We start from the raw sequence: 25,603 nt of genomic DNA on the forward strand, positions 1-25,603 counted from the left end.
TCACATCATGATTACAGGTGTCCCTGTTCCAGTTCCTGAGCAAGGGCATCGGCATGATAGACGGTCTTGAGTGCAGCCATGATGGCGCTCGTATCCGTCGAAACCGCTCTATTGCGCTCGCCATCGTAATAAAGATCGCCAGCCAGACTATCGAGATTACCGTCGAAAATCAGGCCCACCACATCGCCCTGCCGGTTAATGACCGGGGAGCCTGAATTTCCACCCACAATATCATTCGTCGAAACAAAATCGAGATTCGTGGACAGTATCAGATGAGGCTTCGCATCAAGCCAGACCTGCGGAAGGCGGAATGGATCGCTCCCGGTCGCATGTTTGTACATCCCGGCAAAGTTTGTGAAGGGCGCAATGGTCTTGGCACCATCCTGCCAACCTTTGACGGTGCCGTAAGATAGTCTTGGTGAGAATGTAGCATCCGGATAAAGCGTATCTGCCTGTCCTTCTGCCTGCGCGCGCGCAAACTGGGCACGGGCAATCGCACCCTGAGCTTCATGCATTGGTGCTTCGATCTGATCACGGCTTCGATTGCGGATCACATCCAGAACCGGCTGCAACTGACGTGCCAGAACAATCATCGGGTCTGTAGAAGCCTGAATGGCCTTTGCACCACCCTTATACAACGCAAGGCGCTGCGCAGGATCAGCAAGCTTCGTTCCCTGCATCAGTTCTGCCGCGCGTTCATCCGGGCTTTTTGTGCCGAGAACCAGATGCACGGCAGTATCGTCCTCACCCAGCATCTGACGCATCGTGGTCATGCCCAGAGCCAGCGTCATGGTTTCCAGATCGACATGCACCGGCACGTTGGCAGACATTTCGGCTTCAAGTTCAGCCAGTTCGGCATCGTGGTAGCCCGCACGACGCTCAGCATCCGGCTTCTGTCGCTCCTGCGCGGCTGATACCAGCATGACAGCATCACCCAGCAGGCCATGAACTGTACGGGCAATGGCAAAGTCATGGACGTAAGACTGGCGCTGTATGGCCAGTGCAGCCTCCACTTTTTTGAACGGCTCGCCATAGGTCTTGCGGCGCTCGGCATCCGCATCAATCCAGGCTTGTAGAGCACGATCTTCCGCTTCACGCTTTTCCATGACGCCGGGTTCCCGCAGGGCCTTCACGGTGCCCGACAGAGATTTCAGGCCGTTCTGAACGCCGAACAGCGTATTTTGCGCTTCAATCAGATGTTCCTTGCTTTCACGCGAATACTGCCAGAGCGCCCCTTCACTGGTAGAATACACCCCAATGATGGTTGGCAGGATAACGTCCCGCTGGAACGTCAATGCACTGGCCGGAAGAGACCGCTGCGTTCGCCCTGGGTTACCAGACGTGAACACCAGTTCTCCCGCTTTTGGTCCCTTCGGATCAAACTTGAAGAAAGGTGTGTGGACCGGCTTACCGTCCTCAAACACCCGCAACATCGACAGGTCGATATCATAACGTGGGAAAGTAAAATTGTCCGGATCACCGCCAAAGAATGCGATATCCTGATCCGGCGCCATCACAAGACGCACATCCTGATATCGACGATAGCGATAGAGCGCAGTTTGACCACCGTGATAGAGCGTCACAACATCACACCGCCAGTGTGTTGCATCTCCGCCCGCACATTCCTTCGTCAGAACGCTACTGGCAGCCTGAAGCGCCTTTGCATAATCCGCACCGTGCTTGCCTGAGGTCATGTCAACGACACGGCCTGTCACGTCTTTCACCTGATCCAGACGATCCAGCTCCATACCCGGACATTGCGGCTCTTTGGAAACATCTGCTGCCGAAAATCCATCATGAAAATAATCGTGCGTCTTGTCCGACAGGTCGGTCAGGCAGGTATTGGCACAATGATGATTTGTCATCACCAACCCGTCCCCAGAGACAAAAGACGCCGAGCATCCTTCTGCCAGACGTGCTGAAGACTGAATGACGTGGTTGATCCATTCAGCCGAAGGCTCGAAGCCATATTGCTGCTTCAACTGACGGGCTGGCAGATGGTCGAACGTCCACATTCCTTCCTCAGCCTGAGCTGAACCGAGGGCTGTGCCTGCAATGAGCAGAGTAGGTAACAGGCGCTTCACAACACGCATGACAGATCCTAGAAATGTTATCTTATAACAATACTCTATCCTGCTCTGCATCGCTGCTCCATCCCTGACGACGAAATTTTGATCCCCCCGCGCCTTACGGAATTTATTGACATTCTCTCGCAGCCCATGAAGGAGTGCTTCTTCACCTTGGGGTGCCCTGACAAAGGGCTGAGAGACTGCTGAGGGTATGCGCTTTAAAGCCATACCAGCGCAGTGACCCATAGAACCTGATCCAGTTCATGCTGGCGGAGGGATGGTGGCTACTGACAGATCCACAGACTGGATTTTCGGTGTCTCTCGTCGTCCCCGCTGCGCATGTGGGGATCGCAGTATTGCAGGCGGGACAGCACCATCATGACCACCGTATTTGCGCGCAAATCCCGCCAGGTTCCTGTCTTCCTGCTCGGCCTGACCGTTTGTGCCGGTACAGTGCGCGCGGCGGATACCACAGCCCTTACCCCGCCTGCGTCCATCGCCCCGAAGCCCGAGCACATCACCGTTCACCGCGTTTCTGACAGCGCACCCGGGCACCAGCCCGGCGGTGGACTGATCCGACCGGAGAACAGTGTGCGCTCTATCAGCACAGTCAGCCGCGATTACATGGACAAGCAGCCCCCGATGGCGACGGCCTATCAGCTTGCCTCCATGCTGCCCGGTGCGAATGTTGCCACATCCGATCCGTTCGGCTTTTCGCCCAACACCAACCTGACCGTTCGCGGCCTAAACAATGATGCTATCGGCTATGTGCTGGAAGGCACGCCGCTGAACGATGTCGCCTATTATTCCGGCTATCCGAGCCAGTTCGCTGACAGTGAGAACTACAGTCAGGTCGCACTTGCCCAGGGTTCGGCCGATCTGGATAGCCCTGTCCTGAACGCCGCCGGCGGTCTGATGAGCCTGTCCTTTCTCGATCCGTCACAGAAGGCCGGGGGCTTCGCCAGCGTCTCCTATGGCTCCTTTGACACCAATCGCGAATTCATTCGCCTTGAAACGGGCAACATCGGCAATTCCGGCATTTGTGGCTTTGTGTCGTATTCCCACAGCGCCAGCGACAACTGGCGCGGACCGGGGCGGGACAAACGCCAGCATGTCGATTTCAAATTCCTGAAGGAATGGGGCCAGGGCAACCGCGCCAGCCTCATTGGCTCCTTCAACACCACCGTCACCAGCTATTATCCGCAGGTAACGATGGAAAGCTGGAAAGCCGACGGCATTCATGGCGCGAACAACCTTGCAGGCCATTATGACGCCTCCAACGCAGACAACGCCGTCAATTACTGGCGTCTGTGGCGCGCGCCGGAACGCACCTTCTATGCAGGCGCGCCCGTCCATCTGCATCTGACGCATCAGCTTTCCCTGGACGTCACACCTTACGCACAGTTCGCCTATGGCAACGTTCCGGGCGGTTCCACTCTGACAGAAACAGGTCTCTATAACGGCACTCAGCCCCTGAGTGACACGCTCACGCTGCCCAATGCACAGGATGGAACCGCTGTCGTACGTGCTAACTACACCCAGCGCAGTTATCGCTCCGGATTCAATTCCACCCTGCATTACAAAACCGGCTGGAACGATTTCGTCCTCGGTTACTGGTACGATTACGGAGACGACAACGAACAACAGCCCTTCACGACTGTCTCCGCGACCGGCGCTTCAGGCGATATCTGGGCGGAAAACAGCAGTAGCCTGATCCATCTTGCGAACGGGCAGAAACTGCTGGGCGGCAGCTTCCACACCATTTCCCAGACCAACGCACTTTATGTGGGCGATCATATCTCGCTCCTGCATGATCGTCTGACCATCGAAGCGGGTTTCAAGGCAGTCATGATGAGCCGCGCTGGCACGAACAATGTTCCCGGCCCTCAGTATCGCGTGGCGTCCAACAGCATGGAGCCTCTGCCGCGTCTTGGTGTCCGCTGGCGCATTGATGAGCAGAACCAGATTTTCTTCAATGCCACGACCAACTTCCGCGCGCCAGACCAGACGGCGCTTTACAACACCTACGACCCGACCTCCGGCGTCCTCGCAACAACAGGTAGCGCGGATGTCCGCAACGAATATTCCATTTCCGAAGAACTGGGATATCGCCGCACAGGACAATGGATCATCGGCAGCCTGACGCTGTTCAACTACAACTTCACCAACCGCCAGATCTCAACGCTGGCCTCCCAGAACGGCTCCATCATCCAGACGACCATGAACGCTGGAGGCCAGACCTCTCGTGGCGTGGATGTGGAAATCGGCCTCCGCCCCTGGCACCATTTCAGCCCCTATGTTTCCGGCGAATACCTGCACGCCACCATTGATAACAACATTGCCTCCGGCGCCGACCTTCTCCCTACCAAGGGCAAGATCGCCGTTCGAAGCCCGACACTTCAGGCCGCGGCTGGCATCAGCTACGATGACGGGCATATCTTCGGCGTGGCCACCCTGCATTACACGGGGCACCAATACGCAACGTTCATGAATGATGAGCGGATGTCAGACCGAACGACCGGCGATATTTCCGTCGGCTACCGCTTTGGTGACCTGTCTCGCCTGCACAAACCAACCCTGCGCCTGAACTTCATCAACATCACCAATGAGCGCTCCCTGTCCGGCGTTGCCAGTCCGACCCTGAACGCAAAGGGCACGACCGGCATTTACGGCAGCACGATCAGTGGGAGCGCCCCGAGTTATTACATCGGCGGTGGTTTCGCAGCCCTGTTCACAGCGTCCACAGGCTTCTGAACCCGTGACCGCTCCCGGACAGTTCGGCGTCAATGGTGTGCAGGCTGAACGGCACTGGCCGCCGCTGACGCTCCCCGAGGCGAAACGTGTTCTGGCGTTTTTTCCCAACTCGGCCGTTCCAGAAACTGTTCTGTGGCATGGACAACGCCCGTTCTCCGCGACAGCCCTGACCCGCCTTACCGACGGCACGGTGCTTTTTCTAAAGCGTCATGATCCACGCCTTCGCGATCAGAACGCCCTGACGGAAGAACACGCTTTCATGGCGCATCTTAGCCGCCATGACTTACCCGTCACGGCGGCGCTTACAACGCGGGAACAACACTGCGCTCTGACAGATCATGGTTGGGTTTATGAGGTTTTCCCTCCCTTACCCGGCTTGGATCTTTATCGAGATGTTCAGTCCTGGGAGCCGTTTCTCTGTTCAGAACATGCGCATACCGCTGGCGGCACACTCGCCCGTCTTCATCTGGCTGCAACAGATTACGCCGCCCCCGCCCGGCCTGATCGGCTTTTGCTATCCAGCTTCAACGCTATTACCAACCCCGATCTTGAGACTGGCCTCTGTCATTGGGCTGCGTCTCAACCGGGCCTCAACAGGACGCTGAATGCAGAGGCTTGGCAGCAGATCCTAAATGTCCTGGACCCTTTCCACGCAAAACTGCGACCACTCCTGACGGAGATTATCCCCTGTTGGGGACACGGAGACTGGCATCCATCTAACCAGTTCTGGACGTCCGCCACTCCAGACGCCGAAATCTGCGGGATCTTTGATTTTGGTATGTCTGATCGCACCTGCGCTGCTTACGATCTCGCAGTGGCGATCGAGCGCACTGCCATCGCTTGGCTGTCCTCGCACTTTGCTGTCTCGTGGAGCCAGCTGAGCGCCCTGTTAGCGGGCTATCACAGGGTTCGTCCCCTCACTCCGCAAGAACGCAAACTGGTCGTTGCGTTCCTGCCGCTTGTTCATGTCGAATTCGCATTATCTGAGGTCGCGTATTACAGCACACTTGTTCAGGATAAGACATCAGCCCATGTCGCCTACGCAGACTATCTTTTAGGCCATGCACACTGGTTTGCAGGCCGTGACGGTCAACACCTTCTGAACTGGCTCCGCGAAACTCTGGATGCCATTGCCGCATGTCCCTGACGGAACTCATCGCGGCCCTTCTGAGTGCCATCGGCGTGTGGCTGACGGCACGCCGCAGTATGGCTTGCTGGCCACTCTCTCTTCTTGCCGCTCTCTTATACGGATGGGTGTTTTTTAAAGCCCATCTTTACGCCGACGCCTGCCTTCAGGCCGTATTCTGTGGCTGCCTGCTCTATGGGTGGTGGCGCTGGATGAAAGACGGTGCGCAGGGGGATGAGACCCTGCATATTCGGCCACTTTCGGAACGCGGGTTACTCTTTGGCCTTCTGATAGGCGCACTTGGGGGCGGACTGTGGGCTTTCTGTCTGGCTCGCTTTACAGACGATCCCACCCCCGTGGCTGATGCCCTGCTCAGCAGTTACAGTCTGGTTGCACAGATCTGGGCCGCGCGGCGGCATACGATCAGCTGGGCCTGCTGGATCGTGATCGACACAGCTTACGTTGCAATGTTCGTCAGTCGCGACCTTTACCCGACAGCCGTCCTTTACGCGATATTCGTCCTTCTGGCGGTTCATGGGCTGCGCAAATGGCAAAAAGCTTCCCAAGCGTAATGGGAAAACAAAATGCGTTTTCCCATCATGCCAAGCGCTGGCTTAAAATCGAAAACCTGGCCGCTCAATACGCAACGCTGACTTCGCCCAGGAACATACGCCCTGCAGAGGGGGTCGCGCGGTTCGAGAAAAGGCTCTGGTAATTGAGCTTATTGGCAAGGTTGTAGCCATTCATGGAGATTTTCCAGTGCCGGTTAAAGCGATGGGAAATCATGGCACTGAAATCCAGATTGGCCGGAGCACGCAGAGTATTGGCGGTATCGAGCCAGACATGCTCACGCCAGGTCAGCCCACCGCCGACTGTCAGGTTATAGGGCTTGTCCGGGAAGGCGCTGTACGCTGACCAGAGGGTTGCCTGATTGTGTGGCACATACTGAACATTCTTGCCGCGGTTCGCCTTGGTCGCAGAAGACGTCGTGCTGCTATCATAAAGGGCATAGGTCGCTGACACGTTCCAGCCCGGCAGAATGACACCGCCGACAGACAGTTCCAGACCCTGATTACGCTGCCGGTCAGAAGAGCCCTGAATTTCACCCGTCACCGGATCAGCGTTCAATGCATTACCTTTGTCCAGACGGAACAGGGAGGCCGTCAGACCCAACCGGTCATGGAGAATGCTGTACTTGGCGCCAAGCTCATAAAGCTGAGCCTTCTCAGGACTGGCAAAAGAATTGGTCCCCGGACGGATGGGAACAGACCCGTTGGTGACGTACATTCCCATCGGGGTCGTGGAATTGGCCCACGTAAAATAATAGGTCTGATGGTCGTCCGGCGTGACAACGAGGCTGGCATTCGGATTGAACACGCCAGTCACGTCATGAAAATGCTGATCGGGGTTCTTCGCGACATTGCCTCCCGTCAGGTTGTAGCTCGTTTGCCAACGATCCCAGCGGAAGCCCCCTTTCACAGAAAGCCACTTGGTGAACCAGATCTGGTCGAACAGGAACAGACCCGTATCGAACCCGTAGCCATTGCTATGCGACTTCGCCCCCAGTGACCCCAGAGACACCAGACCGGCCGGGTTCATATCACCCGGTACCAGATCAAGATTGCCAACGTTCCCCTTCGGATTAACCAGGTTCGCATACGGTTTTGGCTTCAGATACGTCGACTGTGAGCGAACATCATTGACGCGTTCGACATCAAACCCGGCGACAACCTGATGTCTGAGAAAGCTTGTATGGAAGTCTGCAACCATTGAGCCGACATTCTGCACAGACCAGCTCGTTTGCTCATACGGCAGCGGCGCCATGTAGGTTCCGGCTCCTGTGCCCGCTCCCGCACCCACAGGCCCGGACCGTGCAACAAGCGCCTTTGACGCATCCCCGTTGAAGTAGTTGTTCACACACGTCGTATCGCAGGTCGCTTTTGAAGCCGCGAAAGACCGGTAATACTCACCACCCCGCAAATCATCATAGAACGTGACATGCCTGTTCAGTTTGAAGCTGAACCGCGCTGTTTCCATGTTGGAATTTGTGGCGTTCTGGTCGTTATCCGTGCCGTACCAGTTCGTCCGGCGGATACCGTATTCCGTAATAGGCTGCCCGTACTTCGCCCCCGGTTTCGTGACAACCGGAACACCGAAATCAGGCACGGAGTTTTCCTGCTGGTGCATGTATTGCAGAACAAGCGTTGTTCTCTTGCCAATCCCGAATGCAAGAGACGGAGCAACACCCCAGCGATGAGAGAAGATATAATCTCGTCCCACAACATTATGCTCATCGCCCATGCCAGTGATGCGGAAGGCCGTAGAGTCATTGATTTTCTGGTTCACATCCAATGTGCCGCGATAATAACTGCCTGAGCCGCCTGAAAAATCAGCCGAATAGTGATTTTTCAAACCAGGAGTTTTGGTTACCATATTGATGGCACCACCCGTCGTGCCATTCCCAAACACTTCGGAAGACGGTCCCTTGATGACGGACACAGTTTCGAAATTGAATGAGTCGCGGGAATAGACACCGAAATCCCGCAGTCCATCTTCATAAATATCATTCTGGGCCTGAAAACCACGGATCAGGAATTGATCCCCGTTCATGCCGCCAGCGCCCTCCCCGATGGACGTTGTCACACCGGGCACGTTCCTCAGAGCTTCATCGAGAGATTTGACATTCTGCTGCTGCATCAGGGCCTGCGGCACAACATTGATGTTCTGCGGCGTGTGCATCACGTCCTGTGGCATCCGGGACAACCCGAGAGACTGGTGCATCGTGTTAAAGCCATGTCCCTGAACTGTCAGATGCTCGACATCCGACCCTTCAACCCCAGCAGTGTCTTCCAGATGCCGCGTTGATGACTCCGGTTTGCGATCTGGTTTTTTATCATGCTTCACAGGTGCAGCGGCATAGCCTTGCGAAGACATCAGGAGCGTACCGGCAACTGAAAGAGACGTGATGTGTGTGCGCAGCGAACCAGTCACCGGAACCTCTTCATTCAGATAAACAACTTTACATTTCGAAACCCCTATATTGGTAATGAGAAACATTCTCAACTGGTTTTTGATGAAGTGTTTCTCATTTCCGACAAACCTCGTCACGAACGAAGCGGAATAAGCCCGTATTTCCTTACGAATAAAAAAAAGCCCCGCACCTGAAACAGGGCGGGGCTTTCTAAAACAGTCGTCGAAGAAACAGATCAGTTCGGCGTTTCATCGTCCGGCGCGAGTGGCTGGACATGCGTCACTTTGCCATACCGATCATAGTAGATCACGGCATCACCACGACGTTCGGCATAACCATCGGGCTGGCCGTCACGGGTGCGGAAAAGAAGCCGAAACGCATCCGGCTGTTCAACCACCTTGTCCCCTGGCGGGCGATACTTGAAGCGACTGAAGTCAGCATGGCTCCGGGGAAGCGAAGAGCTATGATACAGCTCATGCATGCTTGGCTTCTTGGGCCCGTCACCATCGGCATCCTGCGCGACAGCCGTGCCCGTCAGGGCTAGAACGGCCAAAGTGGTAGTCAGGATCCTGCGCATGATGCTCTCCGGTCAGTGCGTTGCGGCAGGCACTGTAGGCGAAACCGTCTTCTGGCTCCACCCACCGCCAAGCGCACGGTAAAGCGTGACAAGATTCTGGAATCGGGCAGCCTGAACCAAAATGGCATTCTGCTGAGCCTGATAAAGCGTTCTCTGCTGCTCAAGCGTCGTCAGATAGCTGTCGATCCCTGCATCATAGCGCATCTTTGCCAGATCATAGGCCTTCTGTGACTGGTCAACGAGCGACTGCATATGCTGCTGCTGCGCCGTGTAGGTCTCACGTGCCGTAAGCGCGTCAGACACTTCCCGGAAGGCTGTCTGCACAGTTTTCTCATACTGCGCGGCATACTGGAGCTTCTGCCCCTTCGCCATCAGCAGATTTCCTTCACTCTGCCCCCAGGTGAAAATGGGCAAACTGATGGACGGCGAGACCGACCATGTCTCGGCACCCGGCGTAAACAGCTTGCGAAACTGCAGGGAGCTTGTCCCTTCAGACGCCGTCAGCGTTACCTTCGGGAAAAACTCTGCGCGCGCTGCACCAATACTTGCATTGGCACCAATCAAAGTGTGCTCCGCCGCGACAATATCAGGGCGTTGAGCCAGAAGATCCGACGGCAACCCTTCCGGCAGATCACTGATCATCGTCTGAGCACCAAATGGCGCTGGCGGCGGCAGATCGGCCGGCAACGGCACGCCCACCAGAACCTGAAGACCATGCTCGTCATCCGCTACGGCACGCAAATACTGCGCCTCATACGCAGAAGCCTGTTCGACCTGCGTCTTGACCTGCGCAAGCGTCAGGGCATCTGTCTCGCCATTGTCGTAGGAAAGCTGCGTCAGACGCAGCGTATCCCGCTGGGACTTCAGGGTGTCACGTGTGACACGAAGCTGTTCCCGATCCGCAAGCCACTGAATGTAGGTCGTGCCAATCTGCGACACCGTCGTAATCAGAACGTTCCGTGCGCCCTCGACACTGTTCAGAACCGTCTCGGCCTGCTGCTTCGTCAGGTTGCGAATACGGCCCCAGAGATCCACTTCGTAAGACGAGAAGCCGATGGACGTCTGATAAAGCCGCAGGGTCGAAACGCTGGTCCCAAGCCCTGGCGCAAAAGAGAAGCCTGCCGTGCTTGACGGCGCCATGAACATGCCCTGCCCGCCGGCCGTGATGATCGGGAACAGGGATGCGTTCTGAATTTCATATTGCCCACGAGCCACCGTGATAGCCGCTGCCTGAGCGGCTAAATCCCGGTTATTCCTGAGCCCCAACTGGACCAGAGCTTTCAGACGAGGGTCCGTGAAGAAATCTTCCCATCCCAGATTATAGGATTTGGCCACCGAAGAGACGTTCTTAGCGCCTGTATCCTGCGGGTAAGCATTCTGCACAGCCTGCGTCGGCTGATGATATCTGGGAGCCATGTTGCAGCCGGAAAGCATCAGCAGCGCGGCAAATCCAAGACGGGCCTTCATGCGCCGTGCTCCCCTTCAATGGCAGGTGTCGCCTTATTATCCAGATGGGCATAAGCGTCCTTCCGGTCCCGGATTCGGACCACACGGAACAGACGCAGCACCACCACGAAGAATACCGGCACGAAGTAAATCGCGAGCAAGGTTGCAGACAGCATGCCGCCAACCACGCAGGTGCCGATGGCCACACGTGCAGCAGAGCCTGCCCCCGTTGCGATCGCAAGTGGGAACACACCGCAGACGAACGCAATGGACGTCATGAGAATTGGCCTCAGACGTTCACGCCCGGCTTCAATCACGGACTCTTCCAGAGACTGCCCTTCTTCAAAGAAAGCCTTGGCAAATTCCACAATCAGGATCGCGTTCTTCACAGACAGACCAACTGTCGTCAGCAGACCAACCTGGAAGTAAACGTCGTTGGAAAGGCCACGGCCCAGCGTTGCGGCAATCGCTCCGAGCACACCGAGTGGCAGCACCAGAAGCACGGCAAACGGAATGGCCCAGCTTTCATAAAGCGCGGCAAGACAGAACATGATCACGATAGCGGCCAGAGCATAAAGCGGCCCCGTTGAACCACTGGATGCAAGCTGTTCGTAGGACAGACCCGTCCACTCATACCCGATGCCACGTGGCAGCTTGGCGAGGATTTTTTCCATCTCGCTCATAGCCTGACCGGAACTGGATCCAACGGCAGGCTGCCCCTGAATCTCGTAGGAGTTCATGCCGTTGTAGTCTTCGACCTTCTGCGGGCCGCTTTCCCACGTACCGGAAGCAAAAGCATTGAAGGGAACCATCGTGCCCGTCGTATTGCGAACGTACCAGCGGTTCAGATCTTCCGGCGTCATACGCGCCCAGGGTTCACCCTGAATATAGACCTGCTTTACACGGTCATCACGCATGAACTGGTTGACGTAAATGGAGCCAAGAGCACCTTCCAGTGTCGTGTTGATGTCAGCGTTGGTCAGACCAAGTGCGTTTGCCCGTTCACGGTTGATGTCCAGCTTAAACTGCGGCGCATCTTCCATGCCGAGCGGACGAACAGCCTGAAGAAGGGGATTTTTAGCTGCTTCCATCAGCACCTGATTCCGCGCAGCCAGCAGTGCTGCGTGACCCAGATGGCCTGTGTCCTCAAGTTCCAGATCGAAACCGGTAGCGTTACCCAGTTCCATCACGGCTGGCGGGTTGACTGCGAAGATCTGCGCATCCGGATCCATCCAGAAGTGCATCATGATTTCACGAGACACAGTCATCGTCGTATGGGCAGCACCGGGGCGCTGATCCCACGGCTTCATTCGAATAAAGAATGCACCCGCAGACTGACCCTGCCCGGCAAAACTGAAGCCGTTCATCGTAAAGACTGACTGAACGTAGTCCCCATAATTTTTCAGGACGTAATCCGTGATCTTCTTGTTGACGGCAGCGGTCTGCTCCTGCGTTGCGTTATTCCGCATCGTAACCTGACCGAAGATGATTCCCTGATCTTCGTCAGGCAGGAACCCGCCAGGCACGCGATTGAACAGGAACACCACACCGGCAGTCAGCAGCAGGAAGACAACCATGCTGACAACAGGCGCGCGGATCAGCCACTTCACACCGCTCAGATAACCATTGGTCAGGCGGTCAAAATTGCGATTGAACCAGGCTGCCGGACCACGCTCATGTCCCTTATGGGTAGGCTTCAGCATGGACCCGCAGAGTGCCGGCGTCATGACCATAGCCACCAGAACAGACAACCACATGGCGGCAACAATGGTGATGGAGAACTGGCGATAAATCACACCGGTAGAACCACCGAAGGCGGCCATCGGCAGGAACACAGCCGTCAGAACCAGCACAATGCCAATCAGGGCGCCGGAAATCTCATCCATGGACTGGCGAGCAGCTTCCTTGGGAGACAGGCCCTGATCCGTCATCACACGCTCGACGTTTTCAACAACGACGATCGCATCGTCCACGAGCAGACCAACAGCCAGAACCATAGCCAGCATGGTCAGGGTGTTGATGCTGTATCCCATCACGGACAGCAGCCCGAACGTGCCCAGAAGAACAACCGGGACAGCAATCGTCGGGATCAGCGTGGCGCGGAAATTCTGAAGGAAGATCAGCATCACGAAGAACACGAGAATGATGGCGATAACCAGCGTCTCGATAACTTCCTTGATAGAGAGTGTAATGAACGGCTCCGTATCAAGCGGGTAAACCAGCTTCAGACCATGCGGGAAATAGCGCTGCAGATCTGTCATTCGACTACGGACTGCGGCTTCAGTCTGAAGCTGATTGGCGCCCGGCGCCAGCTTCAGAGCCATCGCAGATGCAGGATGACCGTTATAGACGGAACCGAGAGCGTAACTCTGTGCACCAAGCTCGACACGGGCCACGTCGCTCAGCCGAACCTGACTGCCGTCCTGCTGAACCTTGAGCAAAATCTTGTTAAATTCTTCAGGCGAACTCAGACGCGTCGGACCAATAACCGTTGCGTCAAATCCGATGCCTTTTTTAGCGGGCAAACCACCCAACTCACCGGACGAAACCTGAATATTCTGGGCCTGAATGGCGGACTGCACATCGCCAACCGTCAGGCCGTAATTATACAGCCGGGACGGATCAAGCCAGATACGCATCGCGTATTCTGAGCCGAACAGTGTGTGATCGCCCACACCTGACACACGCGACAGCGGATCAGAGATATTGGACGCCACATAATCGGCAATGTCCTGGCCGGACATGCTTCCGTCTTCGGAAATAAAGGCCAGAACCATCATGAAGTTCTTGGTGGCCTTCGTGACACCCAGACCCTGCGCGGTCACTTCAGACGGCAGACGCGGCTGCGCCAGCTGAAGCTTGTTCTGAACCTGGACCTGAGCAATGTCAGGATTGGTCCCCTGCTCGAAGGTCAGATCGATTTCCATCTGTCCGCTCGCGTAGGACGAGGCAGACAGATATTCGAGATGATCCAGACCATACATCTGCTGCAAAATCGGACGGACAACCGTGTTATTCACGGTTTCCGCCGAAGCGCCCGGATACATGACAGAAATGGCGATCTGCGGCGGTGCGATGCTGGGATACTGGGCAATCGGCATGCGGGTGATGGCAACGCCACCAACCAGCATGATGATCAGCCCGATCACCCATGCAAAGATCGGCCGATCAATGAAAAAGCGTGAGAGCGTCATGTGCTGTTACTCAGCCTTTCCCGCGGGAACTTCCTGAGGTGCGACCTTCGCACCCGGCTGAACCTTCTGCAGACCGTTCACGATGATCTTGTCGCCAGCCTTGACGCCGCCCGTCACCAGCCAGTCCTTGCCAATCGTCCGGGTCGTCTGGATCGGGCGCTGCTGCACCTTGTTTTCGGCATCAACGGTCATCACGAAAGGATTGCCCTTCGAGTCACGCTGGACAGCCACCTGCGGCACCAGAATGCCGTTCGGATCGATACCTTCGCGGATATGGGCATGCACAAACATTCCCGGCAGAAGCAGATGATCCGGGTTCGGGAAAACAGCTCGCATGACAAGCGTTCCCGTTGCAGGATCGACCGTAACTTCCGAAAGCTGGAGCTTACCGCGCTGGGGATAATCTGAATCATCTTCCAGCTTCAGACCCACGGCAGCGGCATCATCGCCTTTACGCTCAACCTGCCCCGTTGCCAGCTCATGCTTGAGACGCAGCATGTCAGAGGCGGCCAGATTGACGTCCACATAGATTGGATCAAGCCGTGTCACGACTGCGATCGGCTGTGTCTGCCCTGCCGTGAGCAACGCACCCGGCGTATAAAGCGTACGGCCGATACGGCCATCAATCGGGGCACGGACATGAGTGTAATTCAGGTTGACTTCGGCGGCCTCAAGATTGGCTTTCGCCTGAGCAACCTGCGCTTCAGCTTCGCGGGCCGTTGCAAGCGTGTTGTCATAGTCCTGTGAGCTGACAGCATGCGCCTTGACCAGCGGCGCATAACGGCGAAGCTGACCAGCCGCGCGCGTGGCAACGGCCTGAGCATTCATGAGCTGCGCCTTGGCCTGGTCATAAGCGGCCTGATACGGCGCAATATAAACCTGGAACAGCTGCTGCCCTTTTTTAACGTCCGCACCCTGCTCAAAGTCACGCGAGACAATCACACCATTCACCTGCGGACGGATCTGTGCCTGTTCATAGGCATCCGTTCGGCCGGGAAGAGACGTCTCCAGCGTAACCGGCTGGGTTTGCAGCGTCATGACGCCAACAGGCTGTGGCGGCAATTGCGGAGCGGCGGCTTTTTTCTGACAGCCAGCAACCAAGAAAGACACGGCTGCCAGCAAAGGGATCATTGTTTTGGCCTGACGGCGCATCTGACCTTTCTCCAAGACGACAGTCGCGGACGACATCCAAAATGTTTTCTGAAAAGAAGGCATGATACAGCCGCTATCCTGTGATACAGAAACCACGCAGTTTCCAGTTGTTCCGGAAACTAGCCGGTTTCTTTGATGAACGTCAATTCGGCCGGTACGAATAATCCCGGAGTTGATCTTGAACAGTCCCACTTCCGCCCTACCCGATACCCGCAAGCTGCGGTGCTGCGATCATAACGGTTCAGTGGATGACGTGGAGCGCAAGACGCGGATCCTGAATGCTGCAAGTTCAATGCTCACGACTCACGGGTATCATGCAGCGTCCATGGACAGCATTGCCGCATGCTCCGGAATGTCCAAAAAGACGCTCTACCAGTTTTTCGAGTCTAAAAAATCTCTTTTTGAGACCCTTATCATTGAGCGGCTTTTCGCTCCGCTTCCGTATACCCCGGTTGAAACAGACCCTCTTCCCCAACAGCTCCAGATGATGATGACGCTCCTCGCGGAGCAACTCTTAAATGAAGAGCGCCTTGGCCTTTTGAAGTCCATCATCACGGAAACCACGCGAAATCCTGCCGTACGACAAATCGTGACAGACCTGTTTCATCTTTCCGGACGGGCCCTCCCCGTTCAGCAGTGGCTGACCAAACAGGCCGAGGCTGGCCATCTCCATATCGAGAACGTTGAAGAAGCGGCAGATCTGCTTTTCAGCATGACCCTGGGTGGCCCGCTCCTGGCGCATCTGACACATTGCAAGCCGCCCAAAGAAGGCGAAAACCTGGTCCAGTTCATCGCATACGGCATACAGACCTTTCTCAAGGCGCATAGCACCTAAGGGCCTTATCCACCGGCAGGCAACTTGGCCAAACTTTCACCAACCAGAAGCTTAAAAACCCCTGCGGAGGCCGAACGCTCCATGAGAGAACCATACCGCCCTTTTAGGGTAGCGAGCGTGGTATCATCATGGGCCCTTGAAGCATCGCCAGCCAGCTCCAGAACCAACGCTTCCAGATCCGGCGACAGAACTGAGGCCTCTTTACGACCTGTCCAGGCCGCATCGATGACAGGTTTCAGAGCAGAGACTGCGCCAGCCCAGTCCTTCGCCTGCTCCATCAACTGCGCACGCATTCTCAATGCCTGTGTCTCTGTCCGGCCTATGAGGTAGCGCTCAGCCCTAGGCAAATCATGTCGCTCACGCGCGACTTCAGCACGAAGCATTGATACCTCTAATGCTTCTGGCTGACCTCCCGGCAGCACAGATACATCGGCGGGGTTTTCCGACGGTAAATCATGAAGTGCAGCGCCCAGGTCATGCGCATCAAGATCCAGACGAACCAGCTTCACCATAGTGTCCTGATGTTCAGGTCCCTGCTGGTTCTGAAGAAGACCACGCAATACCGTCCGCTGAGCCTTCGGGAGGCCTAGCACAGCATATCGACGCTCCAGAGCCTTCAAAAGATACTCCTGTAATGTCGAGTCATTCGGCTCCATTGTCATTGCTGCTTTCAACAGTTCGACCTCTGCAAGAGCACTCTTTGCTTCAATGTCTTTCTGTTCTGCGAACCCACGGGCAATAACGAGCAACCTGTCATGACCAGGAAAACCAGCTTTCCCATAGACAGCCTGCCCGTCTTGCGCGCCCTGTTGAGCGGCGCGCCATTCTTTCCCTTTGATGAAAGCATCAATATTCAGCAGTCGTGCCTCACGCTCCCTTCCGACCATTCTGAAGGCAGGCATAAGACCATCCACACGCTCACCAATTGCTTTCGCGGGGGATGCATCTTTTTCAAGATCGAAGCGAAGAGCAGCTTCGCTGGCAACCGGCCACACCATAGGAGAAGGATCATGAGCGAGCGTCTCAAGCTGCCCTCTTGCATCCAACGCATGTGTCTCAGCTGCTGCTAAGGCACGTGCAAGAAGGGTTTCCGGTACCGAGGGAAGAGATAAGAGAACGCCCCGATCTTTTGCTGTGCCATACCGCGCAACCCACTCTGCGGCAACCGGCAGCAGACGATGCCGCAAAGGCTGAGAATATCCCGATACAGAAGGTAGTCCCGCCGCAATCAACCTGGCCGTGCGGGTGCGCTGTACATCGATATCAAGTCCCTCTCCCGTAATGGGGAGCTGCGCGCGTACCATTCCTCGCCAGAACTGGTCCTCCGGCGTTGCCCCTTCTTCCTCTGACAACAGAGACGGATCAGCACGACCATTCAGCACAGCCGAAACTTGCCTCAGCCTTCGTACATCTTTGCGGGTGCTCCCTTCAGGCTGATCTTCCAGTGCTACCTGCAGAACCTGTGAAACCAACGCACCATTAGCTAGCCTTGCCGCTGCCTGTGCCAGCCGGATCCGCGCATCAAAACGCTGGCCCGCTGATGCCATGGCCGCCGCAATTTGAGCGCGACGCACACTCTCCCGCAAATCTTCCGGGGGACTACCAGCCAACGCTACTCCGGCATCCGAAGCCCCATAAGCAGCAACTTTTCCTCCAGCAAGCAGCGGAGCATCGGTGGGGCCAACTCTATCAAGAAAAAACTGCTTTCCATTTTGCCTGAGCTCGATTGCATCGGCATCTGCGGCAATGACCAACCCCATCAGACTTGGACGAACCTCAAAACCTGCTCCCCGCCGGATCAAATCACCTGAGACAGAACCGGAACGTGAGAGACCAAGCAGCAGCCGCCGGCCCGAATCCGGATCCCGAAACGTGACAACAAATAGAGCTCCGTCCTCCCGAGGCGGCGTGAAGGTCAGAGCACCCTCATCTTGCCCTAACAACATAACATCTGAGGATGGGGCTGATTGACTTCCGAAAGACACCGTCCATCCATGCCCGACTGGTTTTATTAATGGACTGGATCCCTCAGGACACAGGATGCTGACAGCTGTCAAATCCGCCATAATGCGAGCAGATACACCTTCGAATGGAGCAACATTCGTTAGCCCTGCCGTGTCGATGACATGGCGACCGGCAGCAACGATCAGGAGACGTCGACCATTTTGAAATGCGGCGACGGGTGTCATTTCCCCCAAAGGCAACCACAATCCAGTTGCGGATGGGACGACGCCCTCATCCGCCTGCGTGACAGGCCGCGCACTGTCGTCCGTATGCCCGACCAACGCCCTCCCCCTTTCCTGACTGGATAAAAGAGGAGATGGATCGTTCAGGAATGACCATCCTGAGGGAAGAAGCGCACTTGCGGCGGGCGGCAAAGCTAGTGCGCTTTGTGGGAGCAGCAGCATTGTCAGAGCGAAGAGGCAGCCCCGCGCCAACATCACCCGTTATCCCCAATATGCATACCTGGATGCGCATGAGCATTGGCAAGAAGCTGTGTCGCCAGAATAGCTCGTTGTGGAGACATTGCTTCCATGATCGCTGAAGCCTTCCGCGGGCTCATACGGTTCAAAAGACCCACGCCAACCCGCAGATCAAGAATATTGAAAATAGCGGCCGCATCGACAGGCTTCATCGCCTCATAAATCCTGACCAGTCTTTCCGCATCCTGGTTCAGAAGCTCGTCCGAATGTCGTGCTGTCTCTTCAAACTGCGAACGGGATGTCTGGAGTGCGGTCATCCGACGTTGCAGCTCTTCTTCTGCCGCATCCACCAGTCGCTGCCGATCTTCCAGCGCCGCAGCCTTGCGATCCAGTTCCTGCTGCCGGGCAGCCAGCTCTGCTTTCAGTGTCGGGTCAGGAGTTATAGCGTCCACCGTGCCTGTCGGAGACAATGTGCCTTGGCAGCCGCCTGCCTTGCAAAGGTCCGAGGAGGAGGCCTTCTGTTGAGCAGCCTTCCCGTCCCCTGCATCGGCTCGTTTGCTCACAGCCTCGTCAGCAGCAGCTTTAGGGACAACTTGCGTCGCGGCAGGCTGCGCCATGGCAGACGACATCAACGATGAGTCCGTTGAGGCATCGACATACCCAACCAGATCGTAAACCTTCACACCCAGCAGAATAATCATCAAACCACAGGCAATGTGCAGCAAGCGAAAGAGCATGAGCGTTACACCTGCTTCTGACGAAGGGCACGCAGCAGCTCGCGCTCGGCTGCAGTCTTACCGGATGGCGTTTTCAATGTGCTGGGTGACCCCCATCGTCCTTCATCTGTCCTGAGACGGGCAGAAAAACGAGGGCCCTCCATATCCGGCGCGTCTGCCTCCCTGAGAGGCTCCGGGTTGGCGGGACGACCGATTGAAGCTGTTTTTTCCAAGACCTGAGCAACAGCTTCTGATCGTTCACAAAGCATCGTCAGTTCACGCTTGAGACTCTTTCCGCTCTCCACCGTTTTACCCAGCGACCGTCCAACCATTTCAGTTGTCTGACGCAGATGGTCGATACCAGACTGAGCCTGCTGGCTACTGCTTTGCAAACTCGCAATCAGGGCATCCAGCTCTCCCCGGTTTCGACGGATGACCGATAGCGCTCGACCAAGATAGAGGCTGTAGAAAATCGTAATCAGCAGCAGGGCTGACAGAGCAACTTCAAGTACGATCTGGAACCTGTCCATGGAAACTGCTCCGCCTTTTCAGCTGTACGCAGAAGGGCGATCACCGGCCCCTCCGCCAATAAGATTTTCTTCAATACGAACCGCGACATGACCCTGCTTTTTGCCAACCCGACCCCGGAAAATCGTTTTTCCACCGCAGCGCAGCTGAACGAGAGCCGCAGGATCACGGCGCAGCACCAGCATCTCGCCCGGCGAAAGGGACATGATGTCCTGCAGATTCATGCTCTGCTCTTCCAGGACGGCGTCGAGCGTGACGTCCGTATTCCAAAGCTCCTGGGCAAGATGACTTTCCCAGATGCCGTCATGGCCAAATTTTTCGCCCATGAACTGCTGCAGCAGAATTTCCCGAACAGGCTCCAGCGTTGCATGCGGCAGAATGAGATCCACATCCCCACCGCGCCCATCCATATCGATGCCAAATCGCGCCAACACCACGCCATTTGCTGCCCGGGAGATAGTCGCAAAGCGGGAATTCAGTTCCAGCCGTTCAAAACGAAAATTCACAGCACACAAAGGGCTGAAACTCATGGAGAGATCCGAGAGGATCACACGAATCAGAGGCTCGACCAGAGCGCGCTCGATCGCCGTATGGTGTCGGCCTTCTGCGCGCCTCTCCCCATCGCCGTGAGGACGAACACGATCACGCCCTCCCAGCAATGCATCAATGACACTGTAAACAAGGGACGAGCTGAGAACGAGAATCCCGTAATTGTCCCATTCCTCCGCTTTGAAGACGGCGAACATGGATTGCCCGGAAACATTCTCCAGATAATCTCCAAACCTCTGGGAAGCCAGGCGATCCATTGAGACTTCAACGTTATCGCTGGTGAAGTTCCGTAGGCTGGTCGTGAGAATCCGGACGAGGCGGTCAAAAACCACTTCGAGCATAGGGAGCCGCTCGTAAGAGACGAACGACGTGCTCAGCAGTTTTTCCAGGCCACTCCCTTCGCCGCCACCGCTCACGTGGGTGTCGCTACCGAAGAGACTATCAATCTCGTCCTGGTTCAGAATCCGGTCCGCACCGTCATCCTCTGAAAAACCAAGATCATCCATTGAAAGGGCAAAACGTGGCATCGGCGCATCGTTTGCATCACCTTCCGACGTAGCCTTCTGTGCGTCTGGCATCACTGCACCAGCACTTCCACGAAGAAGAGATCACGCACGGACAAGGGAGCAAGAATATTGGAAATCTGCGCCAGCATGGTTTCCCGCAGACGATAAATTCCCGCTCCGGTTAGCTCGTCCGGGCGCATCCCATGCAGGCAGGTCTGGAAGGCATCCTGTATCTGAGGCATGAGCGGCCCGATTTTTGCCGTATCTTTGCTGTCTTCAACCTGAAGGCGCGCACTGATCCGGACATAACGCGCCCTGCCATCTCCGGTATCGAGGTTGGACACCAGCGTCGGGATGGTAATGAGTGTCAGGGATATCGGCTGGGACGCCGCTTTTACGGGACGGGACGCAGGATGTTGGAAATGCCGCCAGGCGAATACGCCGCCTCCAGCCAGCATGGCACAGAGCACTGCTGCGATCAGGATAATCCTGCGTTTTCCGCCAGCTTTCGCCGGGATCTCAAGTTCCGGAGTCTCCGTCGTCACTGCCTGTCTGCCTTCTCTTTCGGACAGACGGCATCATCTGAGCAAAAGATTAACATTGGGTTTATGACGCGTCGGAAAAGGCCCCTTGTCCTGTATGCTGGAAGCCTTTGTCTGACGGGAATCCTTCTCGCTGGATGCGCCTCCCAACCCTCGCCCTACAATCGATATTATGCAGCAAACGGCGCTTACAAAGCGCCCGGCACAGCCAGTGATCCCTGGGGGCCATACATTCAGCAGGCTGCCAGTCGCTTCTCGATTCCCGAAGCCTGGATAAGAGCAGTCATTCACCAGGAATCGGGGGGACACCAGTATCTGAATGGCCAACCCATCACATCCAGCGCCGGAGCCATGGGCCTGATGCAGCTCATGCCACAGACCTATGCTGAAATGCAGGGCCGGTTCGGGCTGGGTTCTGATCCGTATGAACCGCATGACAACATCATGGCGGGAACCGGATATATTAAAATACTGTCTCGCAAATACGGAGCTCCCGCATTTCTGGTGGCTTACAATGCTGGACCACAACGCCTTGAGGATTACCTCTACCAAGGGCGCGCACTCCCCAACGAGACTGTCAATTACATCGCAAGTATCACGCCGCATCTGGGCACACAGATCGCCATGACGGGTCCACTGGCAGCCTACGCGTCGTCACAGCAATTGAACGCATCTCCCATGGAGGTCGCAGAAGCGCCTGATACCAGCACCCAACTGGCCATGGCCCAGCCTTCAGGGCAGTACGGTTCAACACAACAGAGCGTCCAGAAAGCATGGTCCAGACGGCACATTACTTCCGTACCCTCAGATACGATGCCGCCGGACCTTCCCCCTCTCGGCCCCTGTGACCCAGATGCGGCCTATGACCCGAGCATGGCCTGCACCCCGGTGTCGGCCCCCAACCGTCAACTTGAAGCCCCAGCCGCCACGGTCGAACAATCGACCGTGGCCAGCACGCTTTTGCCGCCCGCGCCGGTTATTCCCACACCACCTCGAACATCCCATTCCTCTGCAAGCCTGACACCCACCGCCGTCAGCTATCGCGCTCCTGGAACTTACGGAGACTGGGGTATCCAGGTCGGAGCATTCGCGAATCCCGGGCAAGCCCGGTTTGCAGCGAATATGGCTCGCCAGTCTGCATTCTCTCCGCTTCAGGCCTCGCAAATTCAGGTCCAGCCTACTTTGTCGCACGGGACACGCTTCTATAGAGCCCGTCTTGCTGGCATCAGTCGGGCTGGCGCGGCCAGTGCCTGTAGCAGCCTGACGGCCCAGGGAATGGCCTGCATGGCGGTCCCACCCGGACATTAAATGTCTCAAAAGTCTTAATTTCCGTAAGGAAACTCAATGCTCGTTGGCAATGGGCAGACTTTGCCGTATGTTCCCATGCAGATTGGACATACCTGCCACGCACGAAGTGTAGGTGACCCACGTCCAGACATTGATTCACCACGCCGATCCCGGCCCTCAGGATGCGCAGATGACGACCAGCCCTGCTCACGATCACACTCCACCATCGGAAGATGTCATCAGCGAGGAAGGGTATCACAAGGATCTTGGTCGTCGACACGTTCAGATGATCGCCATCGGTGGCGCCATCGGAACCGGACTGTTCCTTGGTGCTGGCTCCCGCCTTCAGGTTGCCGGTCCTTCCCTTGCGCTGATCTATGCCGTTTGTGGCGTTTTCTCTTTCTTGATTCTCCGTGCCCTCGGAGAACTGGTCATGTACCGCCCAACCAGCGGTAGCTTCGTGACCTATGCCCGCGAATTTCTAGGAGAAAAAGCCGCTTATGCTGCGGGCTGGCTCTCATTCCTCAACTGGGCCATGACGGGTATCGTCGATATCACCGCCGTCGCCCTTTATATGCACTACTGGGGCATTTTCGTGGACGTCCCCCAGTGGGTTTTCGCTCTTGGCGCTCTCAGCATCGTTGGCACGATGAACATGATCGGCGTCCGCTATTTCGGTGAGATGGAGTTCTGGTTTTCGCTCATCAAGGTCGTGGCGCTTGCTGCATTTCTCATCGCCGGAACCCTCATTCTCGGCAGCCGGATGCCGGTGGCCGGGCACACCACAGGCCTTCATCTGATCACAGAAAACGGTGGCCTGTTCCCACATGGAATCATGCCAGTCTTTCTGCTGCTGCAAGGTGTGGTGTTTGCCTACTCGGCGATTGAACTGATTGGCACTGCCGCTGGCGAATGCCACGATGCACGTGAAATTCTGCCGCGCGCTGTGAACAGCGTCATCTGGCGTATCGGTCTCTTCTATGTTGGCTCGGTTGTCCTGCTCGTCTGCCTGCTGCCATGGACAGCCTATCATGCTGGCGTCAGCCCGTTCGTGACGTTTTTTCAGGCACTTGGAATTCCGGGCGTTGGCACGATCATGAATATCGTTGTCCTGACTGCGGCTCTGTCCAGCCTCAACTCAGGCCTGTACTCCACGGGCCGCGTCCTGCGTGCTCTGTCCCTTGGGGGATCTGGCCCTCAGATGCTCTCCAAGATGAACAAGAGCTCCGTGCCTTACATGGGCATTCTGACAACGCTTTCTGTTTATCTGGTGGGCGTTGGCCTGAACTATCTGATCCCGTCCCGTGTGTTTGAAGTGGTTCTGAACTTCTCGGCCATCGGAATCATCAGCACGTGGGGTTTCATCCTGCTGTGCCAGCTTCGCCTGCGATCAGCCATTAATCGTGGCGAAATTGCTCCGACAACATTTGCCATGCCTGGTGCCCCCTATACCAACTGGGCAACACTGGGGTTTCTGGCATTCGTTCTTCTGATGATGGCTTTCGATTATCCGGATGGCACAATCACCATTGGTGCCATCCCGCTCATCGGCCTTATCCTCGTAGGTGGATGGCTTCTTCTGGCGCGCACCCGAAAAGCCCACTGAGTTACGACTAAAAAAAAAGCGCTCCTTGTCGGGGCGCTTTTTTATGGGCTCAGGTTGAAATCAGGAATTCTCGGCTGGCAATGCGCCCACAGGCGGAAGCCACACAAGGCACGTCGTACCGCGCCCCGGCGCACTCGCGACCCTGAGTCTCCCGCCGTGTCGATCAAGAATGTGCCGAACGATAGACAAGCCGAGGCCCGTGCCCTGCTTGGCAGGCTCCACCTTGTCCACCACCCGATAAAATCGTTCTGTCAGCCGCGGGAGATGATGCGCTTCCATGCCGCGACCATTATCTTCCACTCCAAGCAGGACGCCCCCTTCTTCAGGCCAGCGGTCATCCCGCTCAGGGGCCCGTCGGGCGAACAGCGTCACAGCAAACGGCCGCCCCTCTTCACGGCCATAGCGCAAGGCGTTTTCGATCAGGTTCAGAAGCACCTGAACCATCTCATCCTCATCGGCCCGGATCGTCAGGTCATCCTCAATGGCAAGATTCAGGGAACATCCCGGCTCATCAAACCGGGGTGCCACTTCGCCAAGCACAATGGCCATCAGATCCGCGACTTCCACCAGATCACGGGGACGCTGATGTTCGTGAGCTTGCACGCGCGACAGGTACAGCAGCCGATCAATCAGGCGTTTCAGCCGAGCAGACTGCTGGGCCATAATATCGAGAAACTGTTGCCGCGTCCCTTCATTCATGCTGCTTCCACCGGTGCGCAGGGCATCAATGAAGCCACTCAGAGAGGCCAGAGGCGTGCGGAGCTCATGACTGGCATGGGCTACGAAATCGATCCGCATCCTGTCCAGGACCTGTGCTTCACTCCGATCCGATAGCATGACAAGCACGCGTGTATGCCGGTCATGCTGGGCAGGAATTCGTCTGAGTGACAGGTGAAGCGTACGCGGGACAGGAACGTCCAGCGTAAACGTTGTCGAACACATTGAAGGCAGGTCATCTGCGCTGTCAGAAGCAACGCGCAATGCGGCCGAGAGAGCTGAACGCGCGGCGGGGTGACGGAGAATGGCGCCCACACTATCGCCAAACTGTGTGAGTGCTTCTTCGTTCGCCTGAAGAACTGCCCCCAGACGGTCCAGCAGAAGAACGCTGCCAGGGAAAATCTCGATAGGGAGCGCAGTCTCGGACGTTGGTACTGCGGGTGGCAGGGCTGAATGTTCCGTCACTACCGGCAGCGGTAAAGCCGGTCGCCGGAATGCCAGAAATGCACATCCCCACCCGGCAACCGCGGCTCCCACAAGAACAAGACCTGCCCAGAAAGGCAGACCTTCATGAGAGACGGCTGCCAGGCTTTCAGCCCTCACCC

18 protein-coding genes and 1 riboswitch are annotated in these 25,603 nt (G+C 56.4%); of the genes, 6 read left to right on the top strand and 12 right to left on the bottom strand.

Features of this window, described 5'->3' with window-relative positions; translation table 11 throughout:
• Window positions 1–11 precede the first annotated feature (11 nt).
• Entirely contained in the window at window positions 12–2,093 is a 2,082-nt protein-coding gene (locus tag KP707_RS04385; RefSeq protein WP_249202787.1) for a S46 family peptidase, read from the bottom strand.
• A gap of 138 nt (window positions 2,094–2,231) precedes the next feature.
• A riboswitch (TPP riboswitch) is annotated at window positions 2,232–2,364 on the top strand.
• A gap of 83 nt (window positions 2,365–2,447) precedes the next feature.
• Between KP707_RS04385 and KP707_RS04390 the strand changes: the two genes are divergently transcribed.
• The 3 genes from KP707_RS04390 to pnuC are packed head-to-tail and all read left to right on the top strand — an operon-like array spanning window position 2,448 to window position 6,521.
• Window positions 2,448–4,823 (top strand): TonB-dependent receptor, encoded by a 2,376-nt coding sequence (locus tag KP707_RS04390; RefSeq protein WP_211502295.1) that lies wholly within the window; start codon window positions 2,448–2,450, stop codon window positions 4,821–4,823.
• A 4-nt stretch (window positions 4,824–4,827) separates the two neighbouring features.
• Window positions 4,828–5,970, top strand: a complete 1,143-nt coding sequence (locus tag KP707_RS04395) for a phosphotransferase (protein WP_211502296.1) — start codon at window positions 4,828–4,830, stop codon at window positions 5,968–5,970.
• Window positions 5,961–6,521 carry a nicotinamide riboside transporter PnuC gene (gene pnuC, locus KP707_RS04400; RefSeq protein WP_211502297.1) on the top strand — a complete coding sequence of 187 codons (561 nt, stop codon included), beginning with the start codon at window positions 5,961–5,963 and terminating at the stop codon, window positions 6,519–6,521. The genes KP707_RS04395 and pnuC overlap by 10 nt, the downstream gene beginning before the upstream one ends.
• A 64-nt stretch (window positions 6,522–6,585) precedes the next feature.
• Here the strand turns inward: pnuC and KP707_RS04405 are convergent, their stop codons facing one another.
• The 5 genes from KP707_RS04405 to KP707_RS04425 form a co-directional block, all read right to left on the bottom strand.
• Complete coding sequence (locus KP707_RS04405) at window positions 6,586–8,802, bottom strand: TonB-dependent siderophore receptor (RefSeq protein ID WP_211502508.1); 2,217 nt, start codon at window positions 8,800–8,802, stop codon at window positions 6,586–6,588.
• Window positions 8,803–9,155: 353 nt separating this feature from the next.
• Window positions 9,156–9,497, bottom strand: coding sequence for a hypothetical protein (locus tag KP707_RS04410; RefSeq protein ID WP_046900735.1), 342 nt, complete (start codon window positions 9,495–9,497; stop codon window positions 9,156–9,158).
• 12 nt (window positions 9,498–9,509) lie between these two features.
• A complete protein-coding gene (locus tag KP707_RS04415; RefSeq protein WP_099211755.1) occupies window positions 9,510–10,964 on the bottom strand; it encodes an efflux transporter outer membrane subunit in 1,455 nt (484 codons plus the stop codon).
• Window positions 10,961–14,137 carry an efflux RND transporter permease subunit gene (locus KP707_RS04420; RefSeq protein ID WP_099211752.1) on the bottom strand — a complete coding sequence of 1,059 codons (3,177 nt, stop codon included), beginning with the start codon at window positions 14,135–14,137 and terminating at the stop codon, window positions 10,961–10,963. The genes KP707_RS04415 and KP707_RS04420 overlap by 4 nt, the downstream gene beginning before the upstream one ends.
• 6 nt (window positions 14,138–14,143) lie before the next feature.
• On the bottom strand, window positions 14,144–15,352 hold the full coding sequence (locus KP707_RS04425; protein ID WP_211502298.1) for an efflux RND transporter periplasmic adaptor subunit: 1,209 nt from the start codon (window positions 15,350–15,352) through the stop codon (window positions 14,144–14,146).
• Window positions 15,353–15,467: 115 nt separating this feature from the next.
• Between KP707_RS04425 and KP707_RS04430 the strand changes: the two genes are divergently transcribed.
• A complete protein-coding gene (locus tag KP707_RS04430) occupies window positions 15,468–16,124 on the top strand; it encodes a TetR/AcrR family transcriptional regulator (RefSeq protein ID WP_232309175.1) in 657 nt (218 codons plus the stop codon).
• Window positions 16,125–16,129: 5 nt separating this feature from the next.
• Here KP707_RS04430 and KP707_RS04435 read toward each other — a convergent pair whose 3' ends face one another.
• The 5 genes from KP707_RS04435 to fliL are packed head-to-tail and all read right to left on the bottom strand — an operon-like array spanning window position 16,130 to window position 21,391.
• The gene (locus tag KP707_RS04435) at window positions 16,130–18,565 is read right to left on the bottom strand and encodes a hypothetical protein (RefSeq protein ID WP_211502509.1); all 2,436 of its coding nucleotides are present in this window, start codon (window positions 18,563–18,565) and stop codon (window positions 16,130–16,132) included.
• Window positions 18,565–19,284 (bottom strand): MotE family protein, encoded by a 720-nt coding sequence (locus tag KP707_RS04440; RefSeq protein ID WP_211502299.1) that lies wholly within the window; start codon window positions 19,282–19,284, stop codon window positions 18,565–18,567. The genes KP707_RS04435 and KP707_RS04440 overlap by 1 nt, the downstream gene beginning before the upstream one ends.
• A 5-nt stretch (window positions 19,285–19,289) precedes the next feature.
• Complete coding sequence (locus KP707_RS04445; RefSeq protein ID WP_086633426.1) at window positions 19,290–19,793, bottom strand: DUF6468 domain-containing protein; 504 nt, start codon at window positions 19,791–19,793, stop codon at window positions 19,290–19,292.
• Window positions 19,794–19,811: 18 nt separating this feature from the next.
• Window positions 19,812–20,918: a flagellar motor switch protein FliM gene (gene fliM, locus KP707_RS04450; RefSeq protein WP_249202788.1), complete on the bottom strand. Its 1,107-nt coding sequence runs from the start codon at window positions 20,916–20,918 to the stop codon at window positions 19,812–19,814.
• Window positions 20,918–21,391, bottom strand: coding sequence for a flagellar basal body-associated protein FliL (gene fliL, locus KP707_RS04455; protein WP_046900729.1), 474 nt, complete (start codon window positions 21,389–21,391; stop codon window positions 20,918–20,920). Before fliL ends, fliM begins: the two co-directional genes overlap by 1 nt.
• Before the next feature lie 63 nt (window positions 21,392–21,454).
• Between fliL and KP707_RS04460 the strand changes: the two genes are divergently transcribed.
• Together KP707_RS04460 and KP707_RS04465 are read left to right on the top strand one after the other, a co-directional pair.
• Window positions 21,455–22,696: a lytic transglycosylase domain-containing protein gene (locus KP707_RS04460; RefSeq protein WP_211502300.1), complete on the top strand. Its 1,242-nt coding sequence runs from the start codon at window positions 21,455–21,457 to the stop codon at window positions 22,694–22,696.
• Window positions 22,697–22,865: 169 nt separating this feature from the next.
• Window positions 22,866–24,281 (top strand): amino acid permease, encoded by a 1,416-nt coding sequence (locus KP707_RS04465; RefSeq protein ID WP_211502301.1) that lies wholly within the window; start codon window positions 22,866–22,868, stop codon window positions 24,279–24,281.
• A 60-nt stretch (window positions 24,282–24,341) separates the two neighbouring features.
• Here KP707_RS04465 and KP707_RS04470 read toward each other — a convergent pair whose 3' ends face one another.
• Window positions 24,342–25,601: a cell wall metabolism sensor histidine kinase WalK gene (locus KP707_RS04470; protein WP_099211736.1), complete on the bottom strand. Its 1,260-nt coding sequence runs from the start codon at window positions 25,599–25,601 to the stop codon at window positions 24,342–24,344.
• Between the last annotated feature and the right edge of the window lie 2 nt (window positions 25,602–25,603).

This window comes from Gluconobacter sp. P5E10 (assembly GCF_018812145.1).
GTDB classification, from domain to species: domain Bacteria; phylum Pseudomonadota; class Alphaproteobacteria; order Acetobacterales; family Acetobacteraceae; genus Gluconobacter; species Gluconobacter cerinus.